The 20711-nt window shown below is 69.6% G+C and carries 22 protein-coding genes; 13 read left to right on the forward strand and 9 right to left on the reverse strand.

From position 1 onward, the window contains the following. Nucleotides 1–235: 235 nt before the first annotated feature. From HD596_RS16090 to HD596_RS16115, 6 genes are all read right to left on the reverse strand, one after another. Entirely contained in the window at nt 236–460 is a 225-nt protein-coding gene (locus HD596_RS16090; RefSeq protein WP_185070018.1) for a MerR family transcriptional regulator, read from the reverse strand. A gap of 94 nt (nt 461–554) precedes the next feature. After that, complete coding sequence (locus HD596_RS16095; protein ID WP_185070019.1) at nt 555–1652, reverse strand: hypothetical protein; 1098 nt, start codon at nt 1650–1652, stop codon at nt 555–557. Between the two features lie 452 nt (nt 1653–2104). After that, on the reverse strand, nt 2105–2845 hold the full coding sequence (locus tag HD596_RS16100) for a polysaccharide lyase family 20 protein (RefSeq protein WP_185070020.1): 741 nt from the start codon (nt 2843–2845) through the stop codon (nt 2105–2107). A gap of 628 nt (nt 2846–3473) precedes the next feature. Further along, nucleotides 3474–4043 carry a hypothetical protein gene (locus HD596_RS16105; RefSeq protein WP_185070021.1) on the reverse strand — a complete coding sequence of 190 codons (570 nt, stop codon included), beginning with the start codon at nt 4041–4043 and terminating at the stop codon, nt 3474–3476. 43 nt (nt 4044–4086) lie between these two features. Then, a complete protein-coding gene (locus HD596_RS16110; protein ID WP_185070022.1) occupies nt 4087–4644 on the reverse strand; it encodes a hypothetical protein in 558 nt (185 codons plus the stop codon). A 103-nt stretch (nt 4645–4747) separates the two neighbouring features. Further along, complete coding sequence (locus HD596_RS16115; RefSeq protein WP_185070023.1) at nt 4748–4885, reverse strand: hypothetical protein; 138 nt, start codon at nt 4883–4885, stop codon at nt 4748–4750. A gap of 654 nt (nt 4886–5539) precedes the next feature. Here HD596_RS16115 and HD596_RS16120 point away from each other — a divergent pair. Next, the gene (locus tag HD596_RS16120; protein ID WP_185070024.1) at nt 5540–6835 is read left to right on the forward strand and encodes a cytochrome P450; all 1296 of its coding nucleotides are present in this window, start codon (nt 5540–5542) and stop codon (nt 6833–6835) included. Here the strand turns inward: HD596_RS16120 and HD596_RS16125 are convergent. Together HD596_RS16125 and HD596_RS16130 are read right to left on the reverse strand one after the other, a co-directional pair. Next, on the reverse strand, nt 6765–9560 hold the full coding sequence (locus HD596_RS16125; RefSeq protein WP_185070025.1) for an AfsR/SARP family transcriptional regulator: 2796 nt from the start codon (nt 9558–9560) through the stop codon (nt 6765–6767). The two genes, HD596_RS16120 and HD596_RS16125, sit on opposite strands and share 71 nt — an antisense overlap. A 189-nt stretch (nt 9561–9749) precedes the next feature. Continuing rightward, on the reverse strand, nt 9750–10346 hold the full coding sequence (locus HD596_RS16130; RefSeq protein ID WP_185070026.1) for a hypothetical protein: 597 nt from the start codon (nt 10344–10346) through the stop codon (nt 9750–9752). 291 nt (nt 10347–10637) lie between these two features. On the opposite strand from HD596_RS16130, the gene HD596_RS16135 reads away from it, so the two are divergent. Next, the gene (locus HD596_RS16135) at nt 10638–11057 is read left to right on the forward strand and encodes a VOC family protein (RefSeq protein ID WP_185070027.1); all 420 of its coding nucleotides are present in this window, start codon (nt 10638–10640) and stop codon (nt 11055–11057) included. Here HD596_RS16135 and HD596_RS16140 read toward each other — a convergent pair. After that, a complete protein-coding gene (locus HD596_RS16140) occupies nt 11048–11671 on the reverse strand; it encodes a TetR/AcrR family transcriptional regulator (RefSeq protein WP_313044233.1) in 624 nt (207 codons plus the stop codon). The two genes, HD596_RS16135 and HD596_RS16140, sit on opposite strands and share 10 nt — an antisense overlap. A 68-nt stretch (nt 11672–11739) precedes the next feature. Between HD596_RS16140 and HD596_RS16145 the strand changes: the two genes are divergently transcribed. The 11 genes from HD596_RS16145 (at nt 11740) to HD596_RS16195 (ending at nt 20673) form a co-directional block, all read left to right on the forward strand. Beyond that, on the forward strand, nt 11740–12105 hold the full coding sequence (locus HD596_RS16145; protein WP_185070029.1) for an MmcQ/YjbR family DNA-binding protein: 366 nt from the start codon (nt 11740–11742) through the stop codon (nt 12103–12105). Nucleotides 12106–12140: 35 nt separating this feature from the next. Beyond that, a complete protein-coding gene (locus HD596_RS16150) occupies nt 12141–12656 on the forward strand; it encodes a GNAT family N-acetyltransferase (protein ID WP_313044235.1) in 516 nt (171 codons plus the stop codon). A 131-nt stretch (nt 12657–12787) separates the two neighbouring features. After that, nucleotides 12788–13165: a hypothetical protein gene (locus HD596_RS16155; protein WP_185070031.1), complete on the forward strand. Its 378-nt coding sequence runs from the start codon at nt 12788–12790 to the stop codon at nt 13163–13165. 19 nt (nt 13166–13184) lie between these two features. Then, nucleotides 13185–14075 carry a DMT family transporter gene (locus tag HD596_RS16160; RefSeq protein ID WP_185070032.1) on the forward strand — a complete coding sequence of 297 codons (891 nt, stop codon included), beginning with the start codon at nt 13185–13187 and terminating at the stop codon, nt 14073–14075. Then, entirely contained in the window at nt 14072–14695 is a 624-nt protein-coding gene (locus HD596_RS16165; protein WP_185070033.1) for a GntR family transcriptional regulator, read from the forward strand. The genes HD596_RS16160 and HD596_RS16165 overlap by 4 nt, the downstream gene beginning before the upstream one ends. 68 nt (nt 14696–14763) lie before the next feature. Continuing rightward, complete coding sequence (locus HD596_RS16170) at nt 14764–15114, forward strand: hypothetical protein (protein WP_185070034.1); 351 nt, start codon at nt 14764–14766, stop codon at nt 15112–15114. Between the two features lie 269 nt (nt 15115–15383). Further along, on the forward strand, nt 15384–16862 hold the full coding sequence (locus HD596_RS16175) for a sugar transferase (RefSeq protein WP_185070035.1): 1479 nt from the start codon (nt 15384–15386) through the stop codon (nt 16860–16862). Between the two features lie 2 nt (nt 16863–16864). Continuing rightward, nucleotides 16865–17932, forward strand: coding sequence for a glucose-1-phosphate thymidylyltransferase (locus tag HD596_RS16180; protein WP_185070036.1), 1068 nt, complete (start codon nt 16865–16867; stop codon nt 17930–17932). Beyond that, complete coding sequence (rfbB, locus tag HD596_RS16185) at nt 17929–18855, forward strand: dTDP-glucose 4,6-dehydratase (RefSeq protein ID WP_185070037.1); 927 nt, start codon at nt 17929–17931, stop codon at nt 18853–18855. Before HD596_RS16180 ends, rfbB begins: the two co-directional genes overlap by 4 nt. 25 nt (nt 18856–18880) lie before the next feature. Continuing rightward, on the forward strand, nt 18881–19732 hold the full coding sequence (gene rfbD, locus HD596_RS16190) for a dTDP-4-dehydrorhamnose reductase (protein ID WP_185070038.1): 852 nt from the start codon (nt 18881–18883) through the stop codon (nt 19730–19732). Continuing rightward, nucleotides 19717–20673: an endonuclease/exonuclease/phosphatase family protein gene (locus HD596_RS16195; protein WP_185070039.1), complete on the forward strand. Its 957-nt coding sequence runs from the start codon at nt 19717–19719 to the stop codon at nt 20671–20673. The genes rfbD and HD596_RS16195 overlap by 16 nt, the downstream gene beginning before the upstream one ends. The last annotated feature ends 38 nt before the right edge of the window (nt 20674–20711 follow it).

Consider the following 20711-nt stretch of genomic DNA (forward strand, 5'->3'; position numbering starts at 1 on the left):
ATGGCGTCGGTGGTCACCGCGGCGGCGAACCCGCCCGTCGGCCCGCCCGCGAAGCCAGGTCAGCAGGGCAGCCGGTGGCGCCGGGCAGACGGCCGCCAGTTCGGCGGGATGGTTGACGCGCATGCGGCGGACGCGGAGGTGACGCGCGTCCACCGCGGTCTGCTGAGGCAGGATCGACATCGGCACGGCGAGGTGGCCCTCGGCGTGAACCGCGGTCGCGGCCAGCGTGGCGATGTCACGCCTGATGCCCGCCACGAATCTCGGTCAGCGCCTGCCGCACCTGTGTCTCGGGAGCGTCCAGCAGCTCGGCGATCCGGCGCAGCGGCAGGCCGAGGCGCTGCAGCCCGCGGATGCGTTCGAGCCGTGACAGCTCGGCCACGCCGTACCAGCGGTAGCCGGTGGAACGGTCGACCGCGGCGGGAACCAGCAGCCCGCTGCTGTTGACCTCGCTGTCAGCCATGATCGCCGGTCTGGGCTGGCTGGCACTGGCCGCGGCCGGGCTCCTGATGGCCGCTCGCCCGGCCGTGACCTCGACCAATGAGCGGGATGGCCCGCTACTCTACGTACGGATAGGGTTCCCGCAATTGCTTCTTGAGGACCTCGATCCCCGACTCCTCGGGGTCAAGGGTTTCGACGTACTCGATCTGAGGCAGCAGCATCTCGGCGTCCGCGGGGATCAGATTGTACCAGACCCCCATCTGCTGGTTGAACTCGCGCAGATACTGGCGGGCGCGCTCGTCGTCCTCGTTGTCCTCACCGCCGGCCCACTCCCACAGGTCATCGACCTCGAAGTCGCCGACGGCATTGGCGCAGTTCTCCTTGTACCGCCAGTAGAACTCGCCGAACGAGAGCAGCACGTCGCCCGTCCGGCCCGCGTCGTAGGCGAGCGTCTTCGCGGTGCCGTGCAGCTTCCTGAGCGCCTGCTGGCACAGCTCCGCCGCCTGGCTGCCCCATATCTTGGCCAGCGCCTCCGAGTGCCCCTCGATGGTGGCCGCGAAATCGGCCATCCAATTGGCGGAGTTCTGACACACCACGCCGAGGTCCAGGAGAATCCGCGGACGACTCCGCTCGAAGAATTTCCTGACGCCGGCCGCGCTGTTGGTCGAGACGTCCTCCTCGCGCCACGGCTCGATATCAGAGGGAGGCCGGGAACGGCCCGGATCCTGCTGCCCGTTGACAACGTTCCGCAGCTTGCCCATTTGGCGGTTGAAGATTCCCTCGGCCGCGTCGTAGTTCAGGGCGGCGGCGTACACGAGCTGGCCGAAGCCGGCGTAAGACCGGAAGAATGTCTCTAGCTGCTCTCTGAGGTTCTCGAATTTCCGATCGAGCGCCTCCTGCATCCTGTCTGCGGATGCCCATGCGCCGTCCAGATCGATTTTCGTGACGGAGTGGCCGCTGTACGCACCCCAGACGACCTCCCAGACGTAGTGCCCGAAGGCCGCGCCCGGCGTGCAGTCCCCGGACAACGGCGAATACATTCCGTCGCTGATGGGTGGCTGCGAGCTGAGGTCGTCCGTCGCGATTCGCGCCGAGCGCTTCTTGAGCTCCGCTCTGTTGACCTCTATCCCGCGCGCGGGTGACGGCCATGACCGGTCGAGCTCAAGTCCGCTGTGCCACTGCCTCCAGGGTTCGGAGCTGGGTGGTTCCTGCATGAACGCGTCCTTCCGGCGCTACGGGCGGACCACGACGGCCGAGGGGGACGCCGCCTACATACATGTTAGGCATGCCGGTGATCTGGCCGTCAAGATCGCGTAACCCCCGATTCCCCGGCTCTTCACCGTGGATCGCTCCAGATCGTGAGCTCCGGCAGGATCGGACATAGGGGATAAAAGGATCGCTAGCCTCTTCCGGTGATTTCCTGCCGCGCGATCCTCCCCCCGGAGCTCGACCAGGTGACCGCGTGGGTGGGCGCCGGCGGCGGGGGCGCTGCGGTTCGCCGAGGCGTCGGATGAGGGCGACGTGGCAGGCATGGCGATCCCCTCGGCGACGCCGTACAGCGTGAATGTCGGGTATCTCGGGGTGGTCCCGGAGTTCCGGGGGCGCGGATACGCGGACGAGATACTCGCCGAGATCACCCGCATGCAGCCTGGCAGCCGCCGGTGTGTCACCAGTTGGCGGGCTCTGCCAAGGAGTAGGAGGAGGCGATCCGGGCGTGGTCATGGTAGATCGACAGTACGCGCGGGCCGGCGGGCGTCCCGTTCCGCCAGGCGGTGCAGTAGATGCCCGACGACCAGCGGATCGTCTGCGACGTCTTGGGCAGCACGGTGACGCCGGTCCGGCTCCACACCTTCCGCCCGTTGACCCAGACCTCGAAGGCTCCCGCGGTGCTGTGGAACTTCAGGCGGGTGACGATCCTGATCCACGTGCCACGAAGGTTCGTGATCTTGGCGAGTGTGGCCGCGAAGCTGCCCGAGCCGCCGATCCGGAGTTCGTCGTTCTGGACGAACATCAGCTCCCAGGGCCCTTCCGGATCCTCCGGCGACCACTGCTGGAAGGTGACGTTCTGGTTGTGGAACTGCCAGGTCGGCGGCAGGTAGATGGCCTGTCCGTAGTAGCGGTCCTGGCCCACGGCCTGCGTCCGGTCCTGGATGGTCTCGGAGTGGTACCCGCCGCCCTCGTCGAGGTACGTCTGCTGCGCCTCGAGGGCGGTGGTCCCCTTGTACACGGGGCTGCTGACCGTACGGATCACGCCTTGCTTCTGGGGCTTCTGCGGGTAGTTGCTCCAGCCGGTCACAGTCCCGGTGTCCTGGAAGAACACTTCGGCGGCGGTCGCCGAGCCTGCCGGAGCCAGGGCGGGGACGGCGCACAAGGCAACGATGACGAGGGTGATCATTCGTCGGCGCATGTGATCCTCTTCCGTGAGGGATGCTGGGAGGCGAGTATCACACGCGTATAAAAACGGCTGCGGGCCGCCGGAGGAACCTCCCTGGCGATCGTCCACGGAGACGACTCGGCGGGCAGCGAGCTGGCCGCGATGCTCAGCGACGTGGTCGACATCGTGATCGCCGAGGACTCGAAGGCCGAGCTGTCGAAGCGGTACGGAAGCAAGCACTACCCCACCTACGCCTGGTACGGCCCCAACGGCCTGGTGACCACCGCGGGCGCGGGAAGCCATCCCGATTCTGCATATCCTCATCGATGCCCGCGACGGATTCGCCGCCGCTCAGCTCCTCGGCCTCCTTTCCGAATGCGGACGCACCAAGGAGGCCGAACAGCTGAGTCGTTTCGGAATCACACGGCGGTATCCTTCACGATCTATATTCAGGTAGTTTGATGCCAGGCCGGTAAACGGTGAAGCGTACGGCGAGGCCATGAGGCACACGCCGCTTATCGCCATTAATTCGACGTCATCGACCTCTGGAATCACACTCTGACCACCATCAGATACACAAGTCGAGACAGCACGAGAGCGCCTGGAAGACCGGGCCTGAACCTCGTTACCAGTTTCTGGCACCGGACGGGGTGAGGCGCCGTCAGCCGTCGACCGTGACCGTGCCGTATTCGTAGGTGGTCATGCCGTTCTCGTCACCGCCATGCCATCGGCCGGTCATGATCTCCGCAGCCTCCGCCCTGGAAGAGTGGTCGTTCTCGTACATGAGGTCGGTCCAGCGCCGGGAGCCGACCTTGACGACCTGTCCCTTCCAGAACATCGTGCCGGCGTAGTACGTGGTGAAAGCGGTCTCGTCCCCTATGTGCTTACGACCGACGATGGCCTTGTCCTCGTCGGTGGTGAAGAACGAATCGGGTTCGTACTTCGGAGCGCCCGCGGAGTAGGGGTACAGCGACAGGACGGTCACCTGTTCGCCGTTGATGAAGATCCGGCCGCATCGGTAGGTCGTGTAACCGTTCTCGTCGCCGTGATGTTCGCGCCCGATCATCACCTGATTGGACGGGCACACGAACAAGCTGTCCGATTCCCTCATCGTCGAGGTGGTGGTCAACCGCACCTCCACCACGGCAGCCGAGGCCGAAGCCGCGGCAGGCGTGATCAGGCCAGTGGTCAAGAGGGCCGCCAGGACGATCGGCGCAGCGTTTTTCCGCATGTCGAATCCTTCTGATCCAGGTTCTCAGGTCAAGGGGCCGGTATTAGCCGAGGGTGACCGTGGCGTACTCGTAGGCGGTGTAGCCGTTCTCGTCTCCGGCGTGCCGCCGGCCGGTCATGACCTCAAGGGCGCCGCCCGAGGAGGAATGGTTGCTCTCTGGCTCCTTGGTGGTCCAGCGCCGGTTGACGAGCCGCAGAGGCTTCCCCTGCCAGAAGAGGATGACCGTCCCATACGTGGTGTCGCCGTTCTCGTCACCCCAGTGGTCCCGCGAGTTGATGGCCGCGTTGCCGTTGGTGGTGTAGAAGGAATTGCTCTCGGGCATCCTCGCCCAGAGCGGGGACCGCACCGTCGTGGCCTGCTCGTTGTCGATGTAGATCCGACCGCACCAGTACGTGGTGTCGCCGTTCTCGTCCCCGCGGTGTTCCCGCCCGGTCATCACCTCGTTGACCGGGCATTCGAACGAGCTGTACGACTCCTTGACGGTCCCGGTGTGTCCGGGCCTGATCTCGATGGTCGTGGCCAGCGCCGCGTCCGCCGGGGCCACGACCAGGGCGGCCAGACAGAGCGCCGCCAAGGCGCCGGGGAATGCTCTCTTGATCATGAAGTTTCCGCTCCGACTTCGCTGTTACGCCTGCCAAGGTGGGCGCGAGACGAAGATCATGGTGGCCGCCACCACACGGCGGAGTCGTCCTCCTGCCGGTGGATCAGTCGTCAGCCTGGACGATGACGGCGTTGGGGATCAGTGGGGAGGGGCCGCCCATCGACAGCAGCAACAGGAACGCCTGGCCGAGGGCAAGGCATGGGTCGACGCCGGATTCGTCTTCACCCAGCCCGAACCGCAATCACCTGCACCCCCAACACGTCTCCGACCAGTTCCTGTGGCTGGCCTAACTGGCCGACCTGCCGCCTATCCGGCTTCGCCCAGCCGGTCAGGCGCGCGATCTCTGTCGCACTGGATACCACCGGTGACGTCCGGCCCAGACGGTAGGACGGGCCCGCGCTGGACGCCGCCTGACAGATCCGGGCGTGGCGGATTCTGGACACAGACGGCTTTCCGCACTTGGTCGCAGCGTCGTCAACGACAGGCCAAGATCCAGGGCGGCGTGTGCTTCGGCCGTACCTGCACGATCAACGGCGCCTGCGTGAAGCACTGCGGCGCCTGGTACAGCTACAGCTTGAACTACTGCGGAGCTGCTCGGCACGGGAGGCCTCACGGCGCTGGACGGCTCACTGGACTTCGGCGAACTCGACGTGCTGTTCCGCCGTTGATCGAAGCCAGGAGGACGGCTCGTACGAGCCTCATCACGATGGCGGCGGGCAGGCGGGTTTCATGCGGAGATCATGCGCCCCGTGATCGATCGTGGTCAGTGACGACAGTCGCGCTACGGAGGTTACGCATGAAGCACATCCGACACGCAGCCGTCCGCCTCGTGGGCCGGGTCCGCATGGGAGGCATGTACACCTACTGGAACTTCTGGAACTAAGAGGGCCGACGAGTGACGCATGCAGCTGGTTCGGAGCGACCTCCCGGGCCCCGAGGGCACTGGTTGTTCGGCAACACCGAGGAGTATGACCGGGACAGGAACGCCTTCCTGGAACGGTGTCACCGCGAATACGGGGACGTCTTCTCGTTCGACGCCCGCACCATCGTGGTGTCCTCACCGGATCAGGTGCATGCGTTGCTCACCAGGACCAACAGAGACTTCCTGGCCGAGAATTCGCCGCTGGCGGGAAGCACGGACACCGAGCGGATGGCGGCCGACGCCGAGCTGTGGACGACGACCCGCCGCGCCGGCTGGCAGGGGCTGCACAGGAGGGTGGCGCAGGCGCACGCCGAACGGCTGCGGGAGATCTTCCTCAAGACCGTCGGTGAGGGGGAGATCGACGTGCTCGCCACGATGGCCGACTTCTTCGGCCGGGCGACCGCCGACTTCTGCCTGAGCGCGGACGCGGAAGGCGTGCCGGAGGCGCTGGCCGAGAGCGTCGCGGCCATCGACCCTTTGTCGCGTGATTCGCTGCAGCTCCCGCCGTGGTGGCCGTCGCGCAAGGTGCGGCGCTTCGCCCGCTCCCGCAAGCGGCTCCTGGCCCTCATGACCGACATCGTGCGCCGCCGCCGGCAGGCCGCCGAACCCGCCGCCCGGGATCTCCTCGGCGTGCTGCTCGCCCCGGGCGATCAGCAGCTGTCCGACCTGCAGATCGAGCGGTTCCTGCGCGGGATCATGCTGGCCGCGCTGGGCGTCCCGGCCGCCGCGCTCACCTGGATCGTGTACGAGCTCAGCACCCGGCCCGACGTGCTGGCCCGCCTGGAGGCCGAGGCCGCGTCGGCCGGCGACGTGCCGGTCATGGGGGACCTGCCGTACACCGAGGCGTTCGTCAAGGAGGTGCTCAGGCTGTGGCCGCCGACCTGGCTGATCGGCAGGACCGTACGTCATGAGACCGAGCTCGACGGGTGGCGTCTCAAGAGGGGGGATCAGGTGCTGTTCAGCCTGTATCGCCTGCATCGCGATCCGCGCTGGTGGTCCGACCCGGACCGGCTGGTGCCGGAGCGGTGGCTGGAGCCCCGCGCCGCGCCCGTCAGGCACACCTACCTGCCGTTCGGCGCCGGGCCGAGGGTGTGCGTGGGCACGCAACTCGGCATGATGCAGCTGACCCTGGCGACGGCCTGGCTGGTCGGCGGCATGAGCCTGGCGCGGACGCGGGAGACGGCGATGGTGCCCGACTTCAGCGGTCTGCTGGTGCCGCGTGACCTGAGGGTCCGGCTGGAGCGGAAGGCGGTGCGGCAAGGCGCCTGATCTTCTCCTCAACGTTCCCGGCCTCGGCCGTGCGGTGCTGCTTGCGGTAGAGATCGAGCGCCCGCTGCCAGGCGTCGCGGGCGGCGGCGGTCCGGCCCGTTTCGTGGTGGACGTCGCCGATGCGGACGAGGGTGTCGGCGCCCTGGTAGGCGTTGCCGAGCTTGTCGCGCAGTTCGAGACTTCGGCCGTAGTGGTCGAGCGCCTGATCGTGTTGCCCCGCCCAGTGGGCGATGTAGCCGAGGCTGTCGAGGGTGGCGGATTCGCCGTTCAGGTCCTCGTGCTTCTGGAACAGCTCCAGAGCCTGCTCGCAGTACGACCGCGCCTGCGGGTAGTGGCCGAGCTTGGCGTGGCACCAGCCGGCGGCGCTGAGCGCGTTGGCCTCCCAGAGGGGGTCCCGGAGTTCGCGCTGGAGGCGCAGGGCGTTCTCGACGTGCGGGAGCGCGCGCTCGGGCGCGCCTCGCTCCAGCCAGGCGAACCCGAGGGTGTGGCTGGTGTGCGCCTGCCCGGCGAGGTCTCCTTCCTGCTCGAACAGCTTGTACGCGAGCAGCAGGTGCTCCAGGCCCTCGTCGGCCCGGGAGTCCTGCGCGTAGGCGTACCCCAGATACCAATGGGCGAAGGCCCGGGGGCCCGGCCGGCCCAGCCGCTCGGCGGCGGCCAGGGCCGTCTCCCAGGACCGGGTGCGCAGCTCGTGCTGGCACCGCTTGTGGTAGGTGTCCATGGCCCACGCCAGCCGCCAGACGGCCGCGTCCAGGCCCAGCTTCTCGGCGTGCCGCTGTACGGCGATGAGGCTGGACTGCTCGTCCTCGAACCACGCCCAGGCCGACGCGGCGTCCTCGAACTCCTCCCGCCCTGCCTCGCCGGAGACCCGCGCGGCGAAGGGACGGTTGGGGTTGAGCAGCCGGTCTCCGGCGCACGCGGTGACCACGTAGGCGTCGACCAGGCGGGTCAGCGCCTGCGTCCGCTCGTGATCGGGCAGATCGGACTGCGCGCGTTCGGCGGAGTAGAGGCGGACCAGGTCATGCGTGCGATACCGGCCGGGACGGTGCTGCTGGATCAGGTTGGCGGCTTCGAGGCGCCGCAGCGACACCCTGGTGCCGGAGAGGGGCAGGCCGGCGAGCGCGGCGGCCGACCGCAGGCTGATGTCCGGCCACGGGGCCAGCCCCAGCAGCGCGAACAGGCGGGCGGTGCCGGGGTGGAGGGCCTCGTACGAGGACTTGAACGCGGCCCGTAGGTCCGCGTTCAAGTCGCCGGTCTGCAGGGCGTCGAGGCGGGTGGCGGGGCTGCTCAGCTCCTCGGCGAGGACCGACAGGGGGAAGTCGGGGTGCATGGCCGCGCGTGCGGAGAGCACGCTGATCGCCAGGGGGAGGCCGCCGCTGTGCTCCACGAGGGCGGCCGCGCTGCCGGGATCCGCGCCGATCCTCGATTCGCCCAGGTGCCGGCCGAGCAGGTGGCGCGTCTCGGCGGGCGTGAGGGCGTCCAGCCCGATCAGGCTCGCGCCGCGGGTGGCGTTCAGGCCCGGGAGCCGGTTGCGGCTGGTGATCACCACGACGCAGCCGGGGCTGCCGGGCAGCAGCGGCTCGACCTGGGCCACGTCGCGGGCGTTGTCGAGGACGACGAGCAGGCGGCGGTCGGCGACCAGCGACCGGTAGAGCCCGGCCTGGGCCTCCTCCCCGGCCGGGACGGCCGCCGCCGGGACCCCGAGGGAGCCGAGGAAATGGCGCAGCGCCACATGGGCCGGCAGGGGATCGCTGCCGGGGTCGAACCCGTGGAGGTTGACGTAGAGCTGGCCGTCGGGGAAGAGGTCGAGGTGGTCGTGCGCCCAGTGCAGGGCCAGCGAGGTCTTCCCCATTCCTCCGGTGGCGCTGATGGCGGCGATGGCCACGCTGCTCCTGGCCCGGTCGCGGGCGAGGCGGTCCAGCTCGGCGCGTTCGCGTTCGCGGCCGACGAAGTGCGGTGGCGGAGCGGGTAACTGCCGGGGGATCGGCGAGACCGGCGGGCGTGGCCGGGGTTCCGGCGTGGTGTCAGCGGTGAGGATCCGCTGGTGCAGCTGTTGCAGCTCGCGTTCGGGCTCCAGCCCCAGCTCCTCGCTGATCCGTTCGCGCAGTCCCCGGTAGACCGCCAGGGCGTCGGCGCGCCTGCCGCTCCGGTGCAGCGCGAGCATGAGCTGGCCGTGCGCCGACTCGCGCAGGGGATGGTCCGCGACGACCGCGGTGAGCTCGGTGACGGCTTCGGCGTGCCTGCCCGTCGCGAGCATGGCCGAGCCCCGCTCCTCCACCGCTTCCAGCCGCAGCTCCTCGAGCCTGGCCACTTCCGCCTGGACGAAGGAGCCGTCGATCCCCACCAGCGGCGCCCCGTGCCAGAGGCTCAACGCCTCGTCGTAGCGGGTCACCGCGGTCTCCGGGTCACCCGCGGCCATCGCCTTGCGGGCCCGCGCCACGCCGTCGAGGAACCTGGCCAGATCGAGCTGGCCGGGCGCCAGCCGTACGACGTACCCGGGCCGCTGCGTACGGATCAGCCCGTCCCCCGCGATGGCGCACGTCTTCCTGAGGTCGGAGACCAGCGTCCTGACGCGGGAGGAAGGGGAGTTCGGCAGCGGCTCGCCCCACAGCGACTCCGCCAGCCGCTGGACCGACACGACGCGGTTGGCGCTCAGCAGCAGGATCGCCAGCAGCGCCCCCTGCTTGCCGGTCAGGACGACGTGTCCGGTCTCGGTCCGGAGCTCCACCGGTCCGAGAAGGCGGAACCTGGCTCGCGCAAGACCTTCAGAACTCACCGGCGACCTCCAGCGGAACCAGCTCCCCGACGTGAGGATAGTCGAGGCTTGATCATCGGTCCCTTGGCGATCAGGTCGCCCGAGGCGTCACGGCGGAACGCCGCGGTGCGGGGGGCACCGGGCCGGCGCCCCCCGTACCGGTCACTGGGCGGCGGGCTCGGGGGTGTCCTCGGGGTCGGGCGCCGGCTCCTGCTCGGGCTCGTCGCCCACCTCGGTGCCGTCGGGCTGGACCCTGACCTCGCCCGAGCCGTGCAGGTTCCAGGTGAAGTCGGACTTGCCGTCGTCGTTGATGTTGTACGTGACCTTGCCGTCGCCGGTCCAGCCGTCCTGGGCGCTGCTGGTCACGTAGCTGGTCGTGCAGGTTTCCGAGCCTTCGTTGTCGTTGTTGAGCGTATCGGTGAGATTGCACGTCGCGCTGGCGATCACCCGGTCGTCGCGCTCGAGGCGCGCCTGGACCACGAACTTGTCGAACCGCTTCCCGATCCAGGCCCCCGTATTGGTGTCCCACCGGATCTCGATCCGGCCACGGCGCGTGTTGCCGTCCTTGTACACGCAGGAACGGGCCTTGGCGTTGACGTCGGGCTTGTTCGGCAGGTTGAACGTCCTCGTGTCCCAGCTCGCGCTGCAGGTCCAGCTGGCGGCGGTGGCGGGGGACGAGACGAGGACGGACCCGCCGGCCAGGGTCGCGGTGGCCACCGCCACCGCCGCGATCCCGGACCGAATGCTGATCGAAGGCATGCTCAATCTCCTGACAGTCGTTTTTCGCGTGCCTGATCAGGCTGTCGGACGGGCGCCCGGGTGTCGTTGGCCCCGCGTCCACACTTCTGCGCGGAGCGTCCACGCCGGATTCGTATTTCTCAATTGGCACGGTGCCGTCGCCGCCGGACCTGCCGTGTTTACTTCGCTGTCATCCGGATCTTTCATTATGAAATGAGTACGGCGCAGGCCGATGCCGGCCGCCGAATCACCGTCCAACCATGAACCCGCAGGTGGACAGGGGGATTCGGGCGGCAGAAAACGGAGGTATGCATGGACGTGCGGCTGGACCATCTCGTCTGCTGGGTCTCCGACCAGCTCGATTCCCTGCATTTCTACGAGCAGGTTATCGGCCTGCCCGGGGTGCGGGCCGAGGCGTTTCGCGAGGGAAAGGCGGCGTTTCCGAGTGTACGGGTCTCCGCCGAGACCATCCTCGACCTGATGGCGTACGACGCCTCCATGGGAGTGGATGAGGGCACCGGGGTCAAGGGCAGCGCCGGGCATCCGATCAACCACTTCTGCCTGGCCGTCGGAAAGGAGGATTTCGACGAGCTGCAGGTCAGGCTGAAGCGGCACGGGGTCGAGATCACGGGCTCCGGCGTCAACTCCTTCGGCGCCCAGGGCATCGCCCCCGAGACGATGTTCTTCCCCGACCCCGACGGCAACGTGCTGGAAGTGCGCTACTACGAATGACGGCGGAGCTTGGCCCGGGCGGCGCGGCGTACGACGGGGCCCATGTCCTCCAGGGCCGTCACCAGGCCCGCCAGGCTCTCCAGGGCGTCGAACGCCTGGTTCGCGCCGTCCGGGTCCACGCCTTCGTAGAGCTCCAGGCCCACGAACGCCGCCGCCGTGGCCTTGGCCAGGCCCGTCACGTCCACGAACTCGGCCAGCGGCGACCTGGCCAGCACCCTCCCGAGCGCCTGCTCGACCTCCTCGATCCACAGGTTGAGGCCGGTGGTGGTGGCCGGTGCGAGCTTGGGGTCGGTCTGGCCGCCCGCGAGGACCTGCGCGAGGGCGGCGACGGTGCCTTCCGCCCGTTCCTCCGCGTGCAGCGCGCGGCCGAGGTCGAGGAGCTCGCGGAGGGTGGTGACGGCGGCGAAGCGGGCGCGGTAGAGGGCGATGCGCTGCTGGGAGCCGTGCTCGACGGCGGCCGCGAGGAGCTGGTCGACGCTGCCGAAGTGGTAGAAGACGAGGGCCTGGTTGACGCCCGCCGTCGCGGCGATCGTACGGGCGGAGACGCCGGCGATGCCGTGCTCCTTGAGCGTCTCCAGCGCGGCTTCGAGCAGTCTGGTACGGGTGTCGGCCACCGGTCTCACGTTAGTCGGCTCCGGAGCCGCGATTGGAACTGTCGGTCGGGTTTGGTACACAGGCGGGCATGGGTGTGAGCGTCGATGAGTTCCTCCAGATGCTGGACGAGCTGCCTGGGGTCCGCATGAGCCACGGCGGCGAGTGGATCGGCCTCAAGGTCCGCGACAAGGGCTTCGGCTACCTGTGGGAGGCGACCGAGACCGTCGGGCTCAAGGCCACGATCGAGGAGCAGATCGCGCTGGTGGCCGAGCGGCCCGAGGTGTTCGAGGTGCAGTTCACGGCCGGGCGGTTCGGCTGGGTGGTGGTCCACCTCGACAAGATCGACTCTGAGGAGCTGTTCGAGCTGGTGGCCGAGGCCTGGTGCCTGACCGCGCCGAAGGCGATGGTGGCCGAGTTCGAGGCCGCGCATCAAATCGGGCAGGGCGCGTTATAGGTGCATTACGGGTAATGTCGGGCACCGTGGGCGCTGTGCACGTTCGGTTGCGGGAGTGGCGCGCGGACGACGCGCCGGTCGTGCTGAGGGCCTTCCGGGCGCCGGACCTCCGGACGCAGGCGTCCTGGCCCGTCGTCACCCTCAAGGACGCCTCCGGGTGGATCACCGCCTGGCAGGGGGTGGGCCACGCGTTCGCCGTCACGATCGAGGGCCCCGAGGGCGAGCAGGTGGTCGGCAACGTCGCGGTGTCCCGCCTCGACGAGCCCGGCAACGGCTGGGTGTCCTACTGGGTCGTGCCCGAGGCCAGAGGGCGGGGCATCGCCGCGGCGGCCACCGGGGAGCTGGCCCGGTGGGCTTTCGGCGAGCTGGGGCTCCACCGGCTGGAGCTGGAGCACCGCGTCAACAACCCGGCGTCGTGCCGGGTCGCCACGAAGGCCGGGTTCCGGCCGGAGGGCATCGAGCGCGGCAAGCTCGGTCACGAGGGCGTCCGCCACGACGTCGAACGCCACACCCGCCTGGCGACCGACCCCCCGCTCCAGACCGGCGAGTGACGCCGAGCGGGTGGCCACGCGCTATTGTCCGCATGCATGCTCGACCGGCCGGCCCACCCTCACCGCTCTCAGTGCACGGGCGACAGCGGAACGAATAGCCACTTACTGCCCCGCTGATCTACGCTTTCTTGGTGGACAGCGAGAGTCTGGCCGCGGCCGGTCTCCTGGAAGCCCTGAGCCGGGCGTCAGGGATGCTCGCGGAATTACGTCACCCGTTCGCCAGAAGCGAGCCCTTCTCCTATTTCCTCCCGCCCGCCGGCGCCCGCGTCGGCACCGGCCTCACGCTGCCCGACGGCCGCGAGGTCCGTTTCGAGGTCTCCATCACCGTCTCCGCCGGCGCCTTCCACATCGAGGGGTCGATCACCGCGGAGGACGAGACGCTGTTCGAGCTCCCGCGCAAGAGCGTGCCGGACCTCCACGACGCCCTGGCCGTGCTGGACGACTACGCGGGGGAGGTGGTGGCCCCGGCGGGGCGGCTGATCGACCAGCAATTGGACGAAATTGTCTAACTGTCAGACAATGGTGGGCATGAGAAACGGACCGCTCGCCGTTGTCGCCGCCTCTGTGCTCTGGGGCACGGCCGGGACGGCAGGACTGCTCGTCTCCGCCGACTCCGTGGCGCTGGCCGCCGCGCGGCTGGTCATCGGGGGGACGGCGCTCGCGCTCGTGGCCGGGGCCGGCGTCAGGAAGGCGATCAGGCCGAGCCTGCTGCTGGCCGCCGTCGCGGTGGCCGCGTACCAGCTCTGCTTCTTCGCCGCCGTCGGCCGCACGGGGGTCGCCATCGGCACGGTGGTGGCGATCGGGAGCGGCCCCGTCTTCACGGGGCTGCTGTCCTGGCTCCTTCACGGCCGGCGGCCGAGCGGGCGGTGGGCCGCGGCGACCGCGGCGGCCATCTGCGGGTGCGTCGCGCTCATCGTGGGAGGCGGGGCCGAGGCCGGCGGGCAGACGGTCTCGGGGGTGCTGTTCGCGCTGCTCGGCGGCCTGCTCTACGCCTTCTACGCGGTCATGGCCGCGCGGGCGATCGGCCGCGGGGCCGAGTCCAACGCCGTCATGGGGGTCATGTTCGGCGGCGCGGCGCTGATCATGCTGCCCGTCCTGCTGGCGAACGGGCTCGCCTGGACAGTCGAGCCGCGCGGGCTGCTCGCCGTCGTCTACCTGGGCCTCGGCACCACGGCCCTGTCCTACTTCCTGTACGGCAGGGGCCTGCGGACCACGCCGGTGGCCACGGCCGCCACGCTGGCCCTGGCGGAGCCGGCCGTCGCGGCCCTGCTCGGCCTGCTGGTGCTCGGCGAGCGGCTGGCCCCGATCTCGATCGGGGGCCTGGTGCTCCTCGCGCTGAGCCTGGCAGCCGTGGCGATCCCGGAGAAGGCCCGCGACCAAGAGCTCGTACCGGAAAGGGAGCTAGAGTCGCAGCCGTGACATTGCCGCTCAGACCCGTCTCCACGGTCGGCGCGCTCGCCGACGCCCTGCGCAGCAGGGTGCTCTCCGGCGAGATCCCGCCCGGCACCCCGCTGCCCGAGCAGGAGATCGCCGCCTCGTACGGGGTCGCCCGGCCGACCGTGCGGGAGGCGCTGGCGAGCCTCGTCCACGAGGGGCTGCTGAGACGCGAGCGCAACCGCAGCGCTTATGTCCCCGAGGTGACGCTTTCGGACCTCGACGATCTCATGTACGTACGCCGGCCGCTCGAAGACCTCATGGCGCAGGCCGTGGTCGGGCGGCGGGTCCCCGGAGCGGAGGCCGCCCTGCACCGGATGGCGGCCCTGCCCGCCGACGCGCCCTGGTCGGAGAGCGTGGCCGAGCACATGGCGATGCACCAGGCGTTGATCGACGCGGTGGGGAGCCCCCGGCTCGAACGGCTCTACGGAGTCCTGGCGGCGGAGACCCGGCTCGGGCTGGTGCGGCTCCGGGAGGTCTACACGGACCGGGAGGTCCTGGTGCGCGAGCATCGCGAGCTGCTCGACGCCATCGCAGACGGCCCGCAGGACGCGGCCAGGGCGGCGGTGGCCGCGCATCTCAGCCACTCCTGGGGCGGCCACTGAGGGGGTCAACCGCACCATTGTGTGCGAACCCTTGCGGGACAGCCCCTGAACTCGCAAGAATCGCGCCCATGCACGGCAACCCGATGCCGGACTCCTACGTGTATGTCACGGAAGAGGGCGTCACCCGTCACTACTCGGACGGTAGCGTCGAGGCTCTCGCCTGGGAGGACGTGGTGGAGGTCCGTGTCGTCACCGAAGCCGGGGAGGACGTCCTCTACATCCTGCTCGACCGCGACGGCGAGGGCTGCGTCGTGCCGCGTTCGGCCACGGACGCCACCTTCCTGGCGCGGCTGCGCTATCTGCCGGACTTCGACCTCGATCGGCTGGCCCTGGCCGCCGACTCCGCGCATGACGGGGTTGTGGTCGTCTGGCGCAGTCCTGACCCGCCGTCCGCATTGCCGGATCTGGAGTACGACTAGCGGCTTGATTCTGCCGCAACCTGCCGAAATGCAACCGTAAACCGCACATTTTGCGTGCCAGACCGCTGCACTTTTGGATCGTTCCGTCAAGCCCTTCTGTTGCTGAGCCCTCGTCCGATTGTGGACATTGGACGTTATTCCCCGTACCGGAATCGATCTTTACTCTTTAGTGGGGGCCGCCGCCCTTGATTGTGCGTGGGACATGTCAACCCATGTGGTTCAAGGAACGTCCTGTTATCGCGGTGCACAAGAGTTCTCAGGGTGGTGCTATGAGGGTGGGGACTGGGGAGTCCGCTGTCGTGCTCCTCGGGGCCGTGCCGCGCCGCGCGTCGAGCATCTGGACGCGCGCGTACCTACGGCTCCTGTTAGGCGGGGACACGACCTGCGCACTGCTGGCATGCGTCTGCGTGCTGGGCATCCGGCTCATCGCCGGGGTGTTCATACCGTGGGCCGAGTTCATGCTCGGACTCGGCCTGATCGTCGCCTGGCCCGTCGCGCTCATGATGGGCGGCGCGTACCGGCAGCGCGCCAACGGCGAGGGAACGGACGAGTTCAAGGCCGTCTTCAACGGCGGTGTCAGCCTGATGGCGACCGTCGCCATCCTGGCCTACGCCACGCAGACCGCGGTCGCGCGCAGTTTCGTGATGGCGATGCTGCCGCTGGCGCTGCTGTCCACGCTGTTCTTCCGCTACCGGATGCGCAAGCGTCTCCACCGAAGGAGAGCGGTGGGCGACTACATGCGCCAGGTGATCGCGGTCGGGCACCGGGAGTCGATCCTCGACCTGGTGATGCAGTTCAGGCGGCAGCCGCACCACGGGATGCAGGTGGTGGGAGCCTGCCTTCCCCAGGGCGCGATGGACAGCGCGATGGACAGTGCGATGGACATCGATCTCGACGGCATCCCCGTGCTCGGCTCCTTCGGCGACGTGGCCGCGGTGGTCGAGCGCGTGCAGGCCGACGCCGTGGCGGTGCTGGCCTGCCCGGAGCTGGACGGCGCCGCGCTGCGCCGGCTGGCCTGGAGCCTGGAGACCGCGCGCACCGACCTCTTCGTGGCCCCCGCGCTCATGGACGTGGCCGGGCCGCGCATCAGCATCAGGCCCGTCGCGGGGATGCCGCTCCTGCACCTGGAGCACCCCGAGTTCGACGGCACCAAGCAGGTCGCGAAGACCGTCTTCGACCGCCTGGTCGCGGCGACGGCCCTGCTGCTCCTGGCGCTGCCGCTGCTGGCCATCGCGCTGGTGATCCGCCTCACCAGCCAGGGGCCCGCGCTGTTCCACCAGATCAGGGTCGGCAAAGGCGGCAAAGAGTTCCATGTCGTGAAATTTCGTACGATGGTGGTTGATGCGGAGCGGCTCAAGGGCGCACTTCTGGACGAGAACGAGTTCGACGGGGTGCTCTTCAAGATTAGGAACGATCCAAGAATCACTCGGGTAGGCGCTTTCCTGCGGAAATACTCGCTCGACGAGCTGCCCCAGCTGCTGAACGTGCTCCGAGGAGAGATGTCCCTGGTCGGCCCCCGCCCGCCGCTGCCGGAGGAGGTCGGCCAGTACGGCGCCGACGTCCGCCGCCGCCTCGTGGTCAAGCCGGGCATGACCGGGCTCTGGCAGGTCAGCGGCCGCTCCGACCTGAGCTGGGAGGAGTCCGTACGCCTCGACCTGCGCTACGTGGAGAACTGGTCGCTCATCCTCGACCTGCAGATCCTCTGGAAGACCTGGTCCGTCGTCACCCGTGGAGAAGGGGCTTACTAGCGGTGAAAGCACTCGTGCTCGCCGGGGGGTCGGGCACACGGCTCCGGCCCATCACGCACACCTCCGCCAAGCAGCTGGTGCCGGTCGCGAACAAGCCGGTCCTGTTCTACGGCCTGGAGGCGATCGCGGCGGCGGGGATCAGGGAGCTCGGCCTGGTGGTCGGCGACACCCACGCGGAGATCGAGTCCGCCGTGGGGGACGGCTCGGCCTTCGGGCTGCAGGTCACCTACCTGCGGCAGGAGGCCCCGCTCGGGCTCGCGCACGGCGTGCTGATCGCCAGGGAGTTCCTGGGCGACGAGGACTTCGTCATGTACCTGGGCGACAACTTCGTCGTGGGCGGCATCAACGACCTGGTGGACAGGTTCGCCCGCGAGCGGCCCGCCGCCCAGATCATGCTCACCAGGGTCGGCGACCCGCGCCAGTTCGGGGTGGCCGAGCTGGACGCCTCCGGCCGGGTGGTCGGCCTGGAGGAGAAGCCCGCCCAGCCCAAGAGCGACCTGGCGCTGGTCGGCGTCTACCTGTTCAGCCCGGCCGTCCACGAGGCGGTGGCCGAGCTCAAGCCGTCGGGGCGGGGCGAGCTGGAGATCACCGACGCGATCCAGTGGCTGATCGAGGCGGGGCTGCGCGTCGAGTCCTCGGTGATCTCCGGCTACTGGAAGGACACCGGCAACGTCACCGACATGCTGGAGGTCAACCGGCTGGTCCTGGAGTCGGTCGAGCCCAGCGTACGCGGGCACGTGGACGACGCCAGCGAGCTGGTGGGCCGGGTGGTCGTCGCGGAGGGGGCCGTGGTCGAGCGGTCCAGGATCGTCGGCCCGGTGATCATCGGCCACGGCGCGCGGATCCGTGAGAGCTACGTCGGCCCCTTCACCTCCATCGGCGCCGACTGCGCCGTCACCGGCAGCGAGATCGAGTATTCGATCGTGCTGCCCAGAGCCTCCATCGCCGGGGTCGGCCGCATCGAGTCGTCGCTGATCGGCCACGACGTCGAGGTCACCCCGGCGCCCAACACGCCCAGAGCACACCGTCTCGTGCTGGGCGATCACAGCAAGGTACAGATCAGTTCATGACCCGGATCCTGGTGACGGGCGGTGCGGGCTTCATCGGCTCCCACTTCGTCCGCAATCTGCATGATGTGTACGTCACGGTGCTGGACAAGCTCACGTATGCCGGCAACCGGGCCAACCTCGAAGGAGTGCGGCACGAGTTCGTACACGGGGACATCTGCGACGCCGACCTGCTCAGGAGCGTCGTCCCCGGCCACGACCTCGTGGTGAACTTCGCGGCCGAGTCGCACGTGGACCGGTCGATCGAGGGCGCGGCCGAGTTCATGCGCACCAACGCGCTGGGCACCCAGACCCTCCTCCAGGCGTGCCTGGAGGCCGGGGTGCCGAAGGTGGTCCAGGTGTCGACCGACGAGGTGTACGGGTCGATCGACATCGGCTCTTGGGACGAGGACGCGCCGCTGCGCCCGCGCTCGCCGTACGCGGCGTCGAAGGCCGCCGGCGACCTGATCGCCCGGGCCTACGCGATCACCTACGGCCTGAACGTCTCCATCACCAGGTGCGGCAACAACTACGGGCCGAGACAGTACCCCGAGAAGCTCATCCCGCTGTTCCTGACGAACCTGATGCGCGGCCGGAAGGTCCCCCTCTACGGCGACGGCGGCAACGTCCGCGACTGGATCCACGTCGCGGACCACTGCGCCGGCATCCGGCTGGTCGCCGAGAAGGGCGAGCCGGGCGAGGTCTACAACATCGCGGGCACGGCCGAGCTGACCAACAAGGAGCTGACCGGCCGCCTGCTCCAGGCCTGCGGCAGGGGCTGGGACGCGGTCGAGTACGTCGAGGACCGCAAGGGCCACGACCGCAGGTACTCGATGGACGACGCGAAGCTGCGGGCGCTCGGCTACCGGCCGGAGATCCCGTTCGAGCAGGGGCTGAAGGACACCGTCCGCTGGTACGCCGAGCACCGGGACTGGTGGACCTCGTGATCGATCGGTTGTGCCGGGAGGCGGCATGAGGTGGCTCATCACGGGCGCCGGCGGCATGCTCGCCGCCGACGTCCTGGACAGGGCGGCATTGACCGGGGACCCGGTGCTCGCGCTCGGGCGGGCCGAGCTGGACCTGCGCGACAGGCGCGCGGTACGCGACTTCGTGTCCGCCTACCGGCCGAGAGTCGTGATCAACTGCGCCGGCTGGACCGCCGTGGACGACGCCGAATCCGGCGAGGCGGAGGCGCTGGCGGTCAACGGGCATGCCGTGCGCTGGCTGGCCGAGGCCTGCGACCTGGCGGGGGCGCGGCTGGTGCACGTCTCCACCGACTACGTCTTCGGCGGGGACGGCGTGGTGCCGTACGCGGAGGACGCGCCGACGGGGCCGATCAACGCGTACGGGCGGACCAAGCTCGCCGGCGAGTACGCGGCGCTGGAGCACGGGCACTACGTGGTGCGCAGCGCCTGGCTCTACGGCACGGGCGGCGCGAACTTCGTGCGGACCATGATCCGGCTGGCGGACGAACGGCCCACGGTCGACGTGGTCGACGACCAGCACGGCCAGCCGACCTGGGCGGCCGACCTGGCGGACTATCTCGTCCGGCTGGCCCGGTCGGACCTGTCGCCGGGCGTCTACCACGGCACCAGCGAGGGCGAGACGACCTGGTGCGGGTTCGCCAAGGAGATCTTCGGCCTGCTCGGCGCCGACCCGGACCGCGTGCGCCCCGTGACCAGCGAGGCCTTCCCCCGCCCGGCCAAGCGGCCGGCCTACAGCGTGCTCGCGCACACGAGGGGGGAGCCGATCCGGCACTGGCGCGCGGCGCTGCACGCGGCCTGGCCGGTGCTGATGCGTGGGCGTCGGTGCAGCCTCGCCTGAGGGACTCGGTGCTGTGGCTCATGGTGGCGGGCCTGGCCGGGTGGGCGGGCCTGCGCCTGTGCGGGTGGGAGCCGAAGTTCGTCTGGTCCCAGCTCGTGTCGTTCACCCCGTACGCGGCGGTGCTCGCCCTGGTCCCGCTGGGGTTCGCGGTCTTCGTGCGCTCCGGGGCGCTGCTGGCGGCCGCGCTCGTCGTGGCGGCCGCCTTCGCGGTCATCGTGCTGCCGCGGGCGATCCCGGAGGGCAACCCGCCCGCCGGCGGCCCGGTGCTGCGGGTGATGGCCGTCAACCTGCTGCACTCTTCCGTGCTGCCGCCCGATCTGGTCGCCGCGGTCGAGCGCGAGCGGCCGGACGTGCTGCACCTGCTGGAGTTCACCGGCCTGATGCGGGAACGGGTGGAGGAGCTCGGGCTGGGGCGGCTGCTGCCGTACCAGATCGTCCTGCCGGGGGAGGACTCCCAGGGCGCGGCGATCTACTCGCGCTACCCGCTGCGGCTGGGCGCGCCGATCGCGGCCCCCGCCTTCGAGGAGAGCCCGCGCCACCTTCCCGCCGTCGTCACCCTGCCGGGCGGGCGCGAGGTGGACCTCGTCGCGGTCCACGCGTGCGCGCCCTCCGAGGGCTGGCGTACGGCGTGCTGGGCGTCGAGCATCCGGGCGCTGCCACCCGCCGGCGGGCGCCCGCGGGTGCTGGCCGGAGACTTCAACTCCACCCTGGACCACGCGGTGCTGCGCGACCTGATCGCCACCGGCTACCGGGACGCCGCCGACGTCACCGGAAAGGGGCTGTCCATGACCTGGCCCTACTACGAGCAGCCGCGCTTGTTCCCGAAGGTGGCCATCGATCACGTGCTGGCCGACCGCCGGATCGCGATCCGGAGCTTTCAGACGCTGCGGGTGCCCCGTACGGACCATCGCGCGACGCTCACCGAGCTGGTCCTCCCGTGATGTCACGTTTCCTGAGCCGGAACCGATATGTCATGGAC

Origin of the sequence: Nonomuraea jabiensis (genome assembly GCF_014204795.1) — a bacterium.
GTDB lineage: Bacteria > Actinomycetota > Actinomycetes > Streptosporangiales > Streptosporangiaceae > Nonomuraea > Nonomuraea jabiensis.

Coding starts and splice junctions, on each gene's coding strand:
- HD596_RS16090 (WP_185070018.1), bottom strand. CDS start 460: ATGGCTGACAGCGAGGTCAACAGCAGCGGGCTGCTGGTTCCCGCCGCG.
- HD596_RS16095 (WP_185070019.1), bottom strand. CDS start 1,652: ATGCAGGAACCACCCAGCTCCGAACCCTGGAGGCAGTGGCACAGCGGA.
- HD596_RS16100 (WP_185070020.1), bottom strand. CDS start 2,845: ATGCGCCGACGAATGATCACCCTCGTCATCGTTGCCTTGTGCGCCGTC.
- HD596_RS16105 (WP_185070021.1), bottom strand. CDS start 4,043: ATGCGGAAAAACGCTGCGCCGATCGTCCTGGCGGCCCTCTTGACCACT.
- HD596_RS16110 (WP_185070022.1), bottom strand. CDS start 4,644: ATGATCAAGAGAGCATTCCCCGGCGCCTTGGCGGCGCTCTGTCTGGCC.
- HD596_RS16130 (WP_185070026.1), bottom strand. CDS start 10,346: ATGCCTTCGATCAGCATTCGGTCCGGGATCGCGGCGGTGGCGGTGGCC.
- HD596_RS16135 (WP_185070027.1), top strand. CDS start 10,638: ATGGACGTGCGGCTGGACCATCTCGTCTGCTGGGTCTCCGACCAGCTC.
- HD596_RS16145 (WP_185070029.1), top strand. CDS start 11,740: ATGGGTGTGAGCGTCGATGAGTTCCTCCAGATGCTGGACGAGCTGCCT.
- HD596_RS16160 (WP_185070032.1), top strand. CDS start 13,185: ATGAGAAACGGACCGCTCGCCGTTGTCGCCGCCTCTGTGCTCTGGGGC.
- HD596_RS16170 (WP_185070034.1), top strand. CDS start 14,764: ATGCACGGCAACCCGATGCCGGACTCCTACGTGTATGTCACGGAAGAG.
- HD596_RS16175 (WP_185070035.1), top strand. CDS start 15,384: ATGAGGGTGGGGACTGGGGAGTCCGCTGTCGTGCTCCTCGGGGCCGTG.
- rfbB (WP_185070037.1), top strand. CDS start 17,929: ATGACCCGGATCCTGGTGACGGGCGGTGCGGGCTTCATCGGCTCCCAC.
- rfbD (WP_185070038.1), top strand. CDS start 18,881: ATGAGGTGGCTCATCACGGGCGCCGGCGGCATGCTCGCCGCCGACGTC.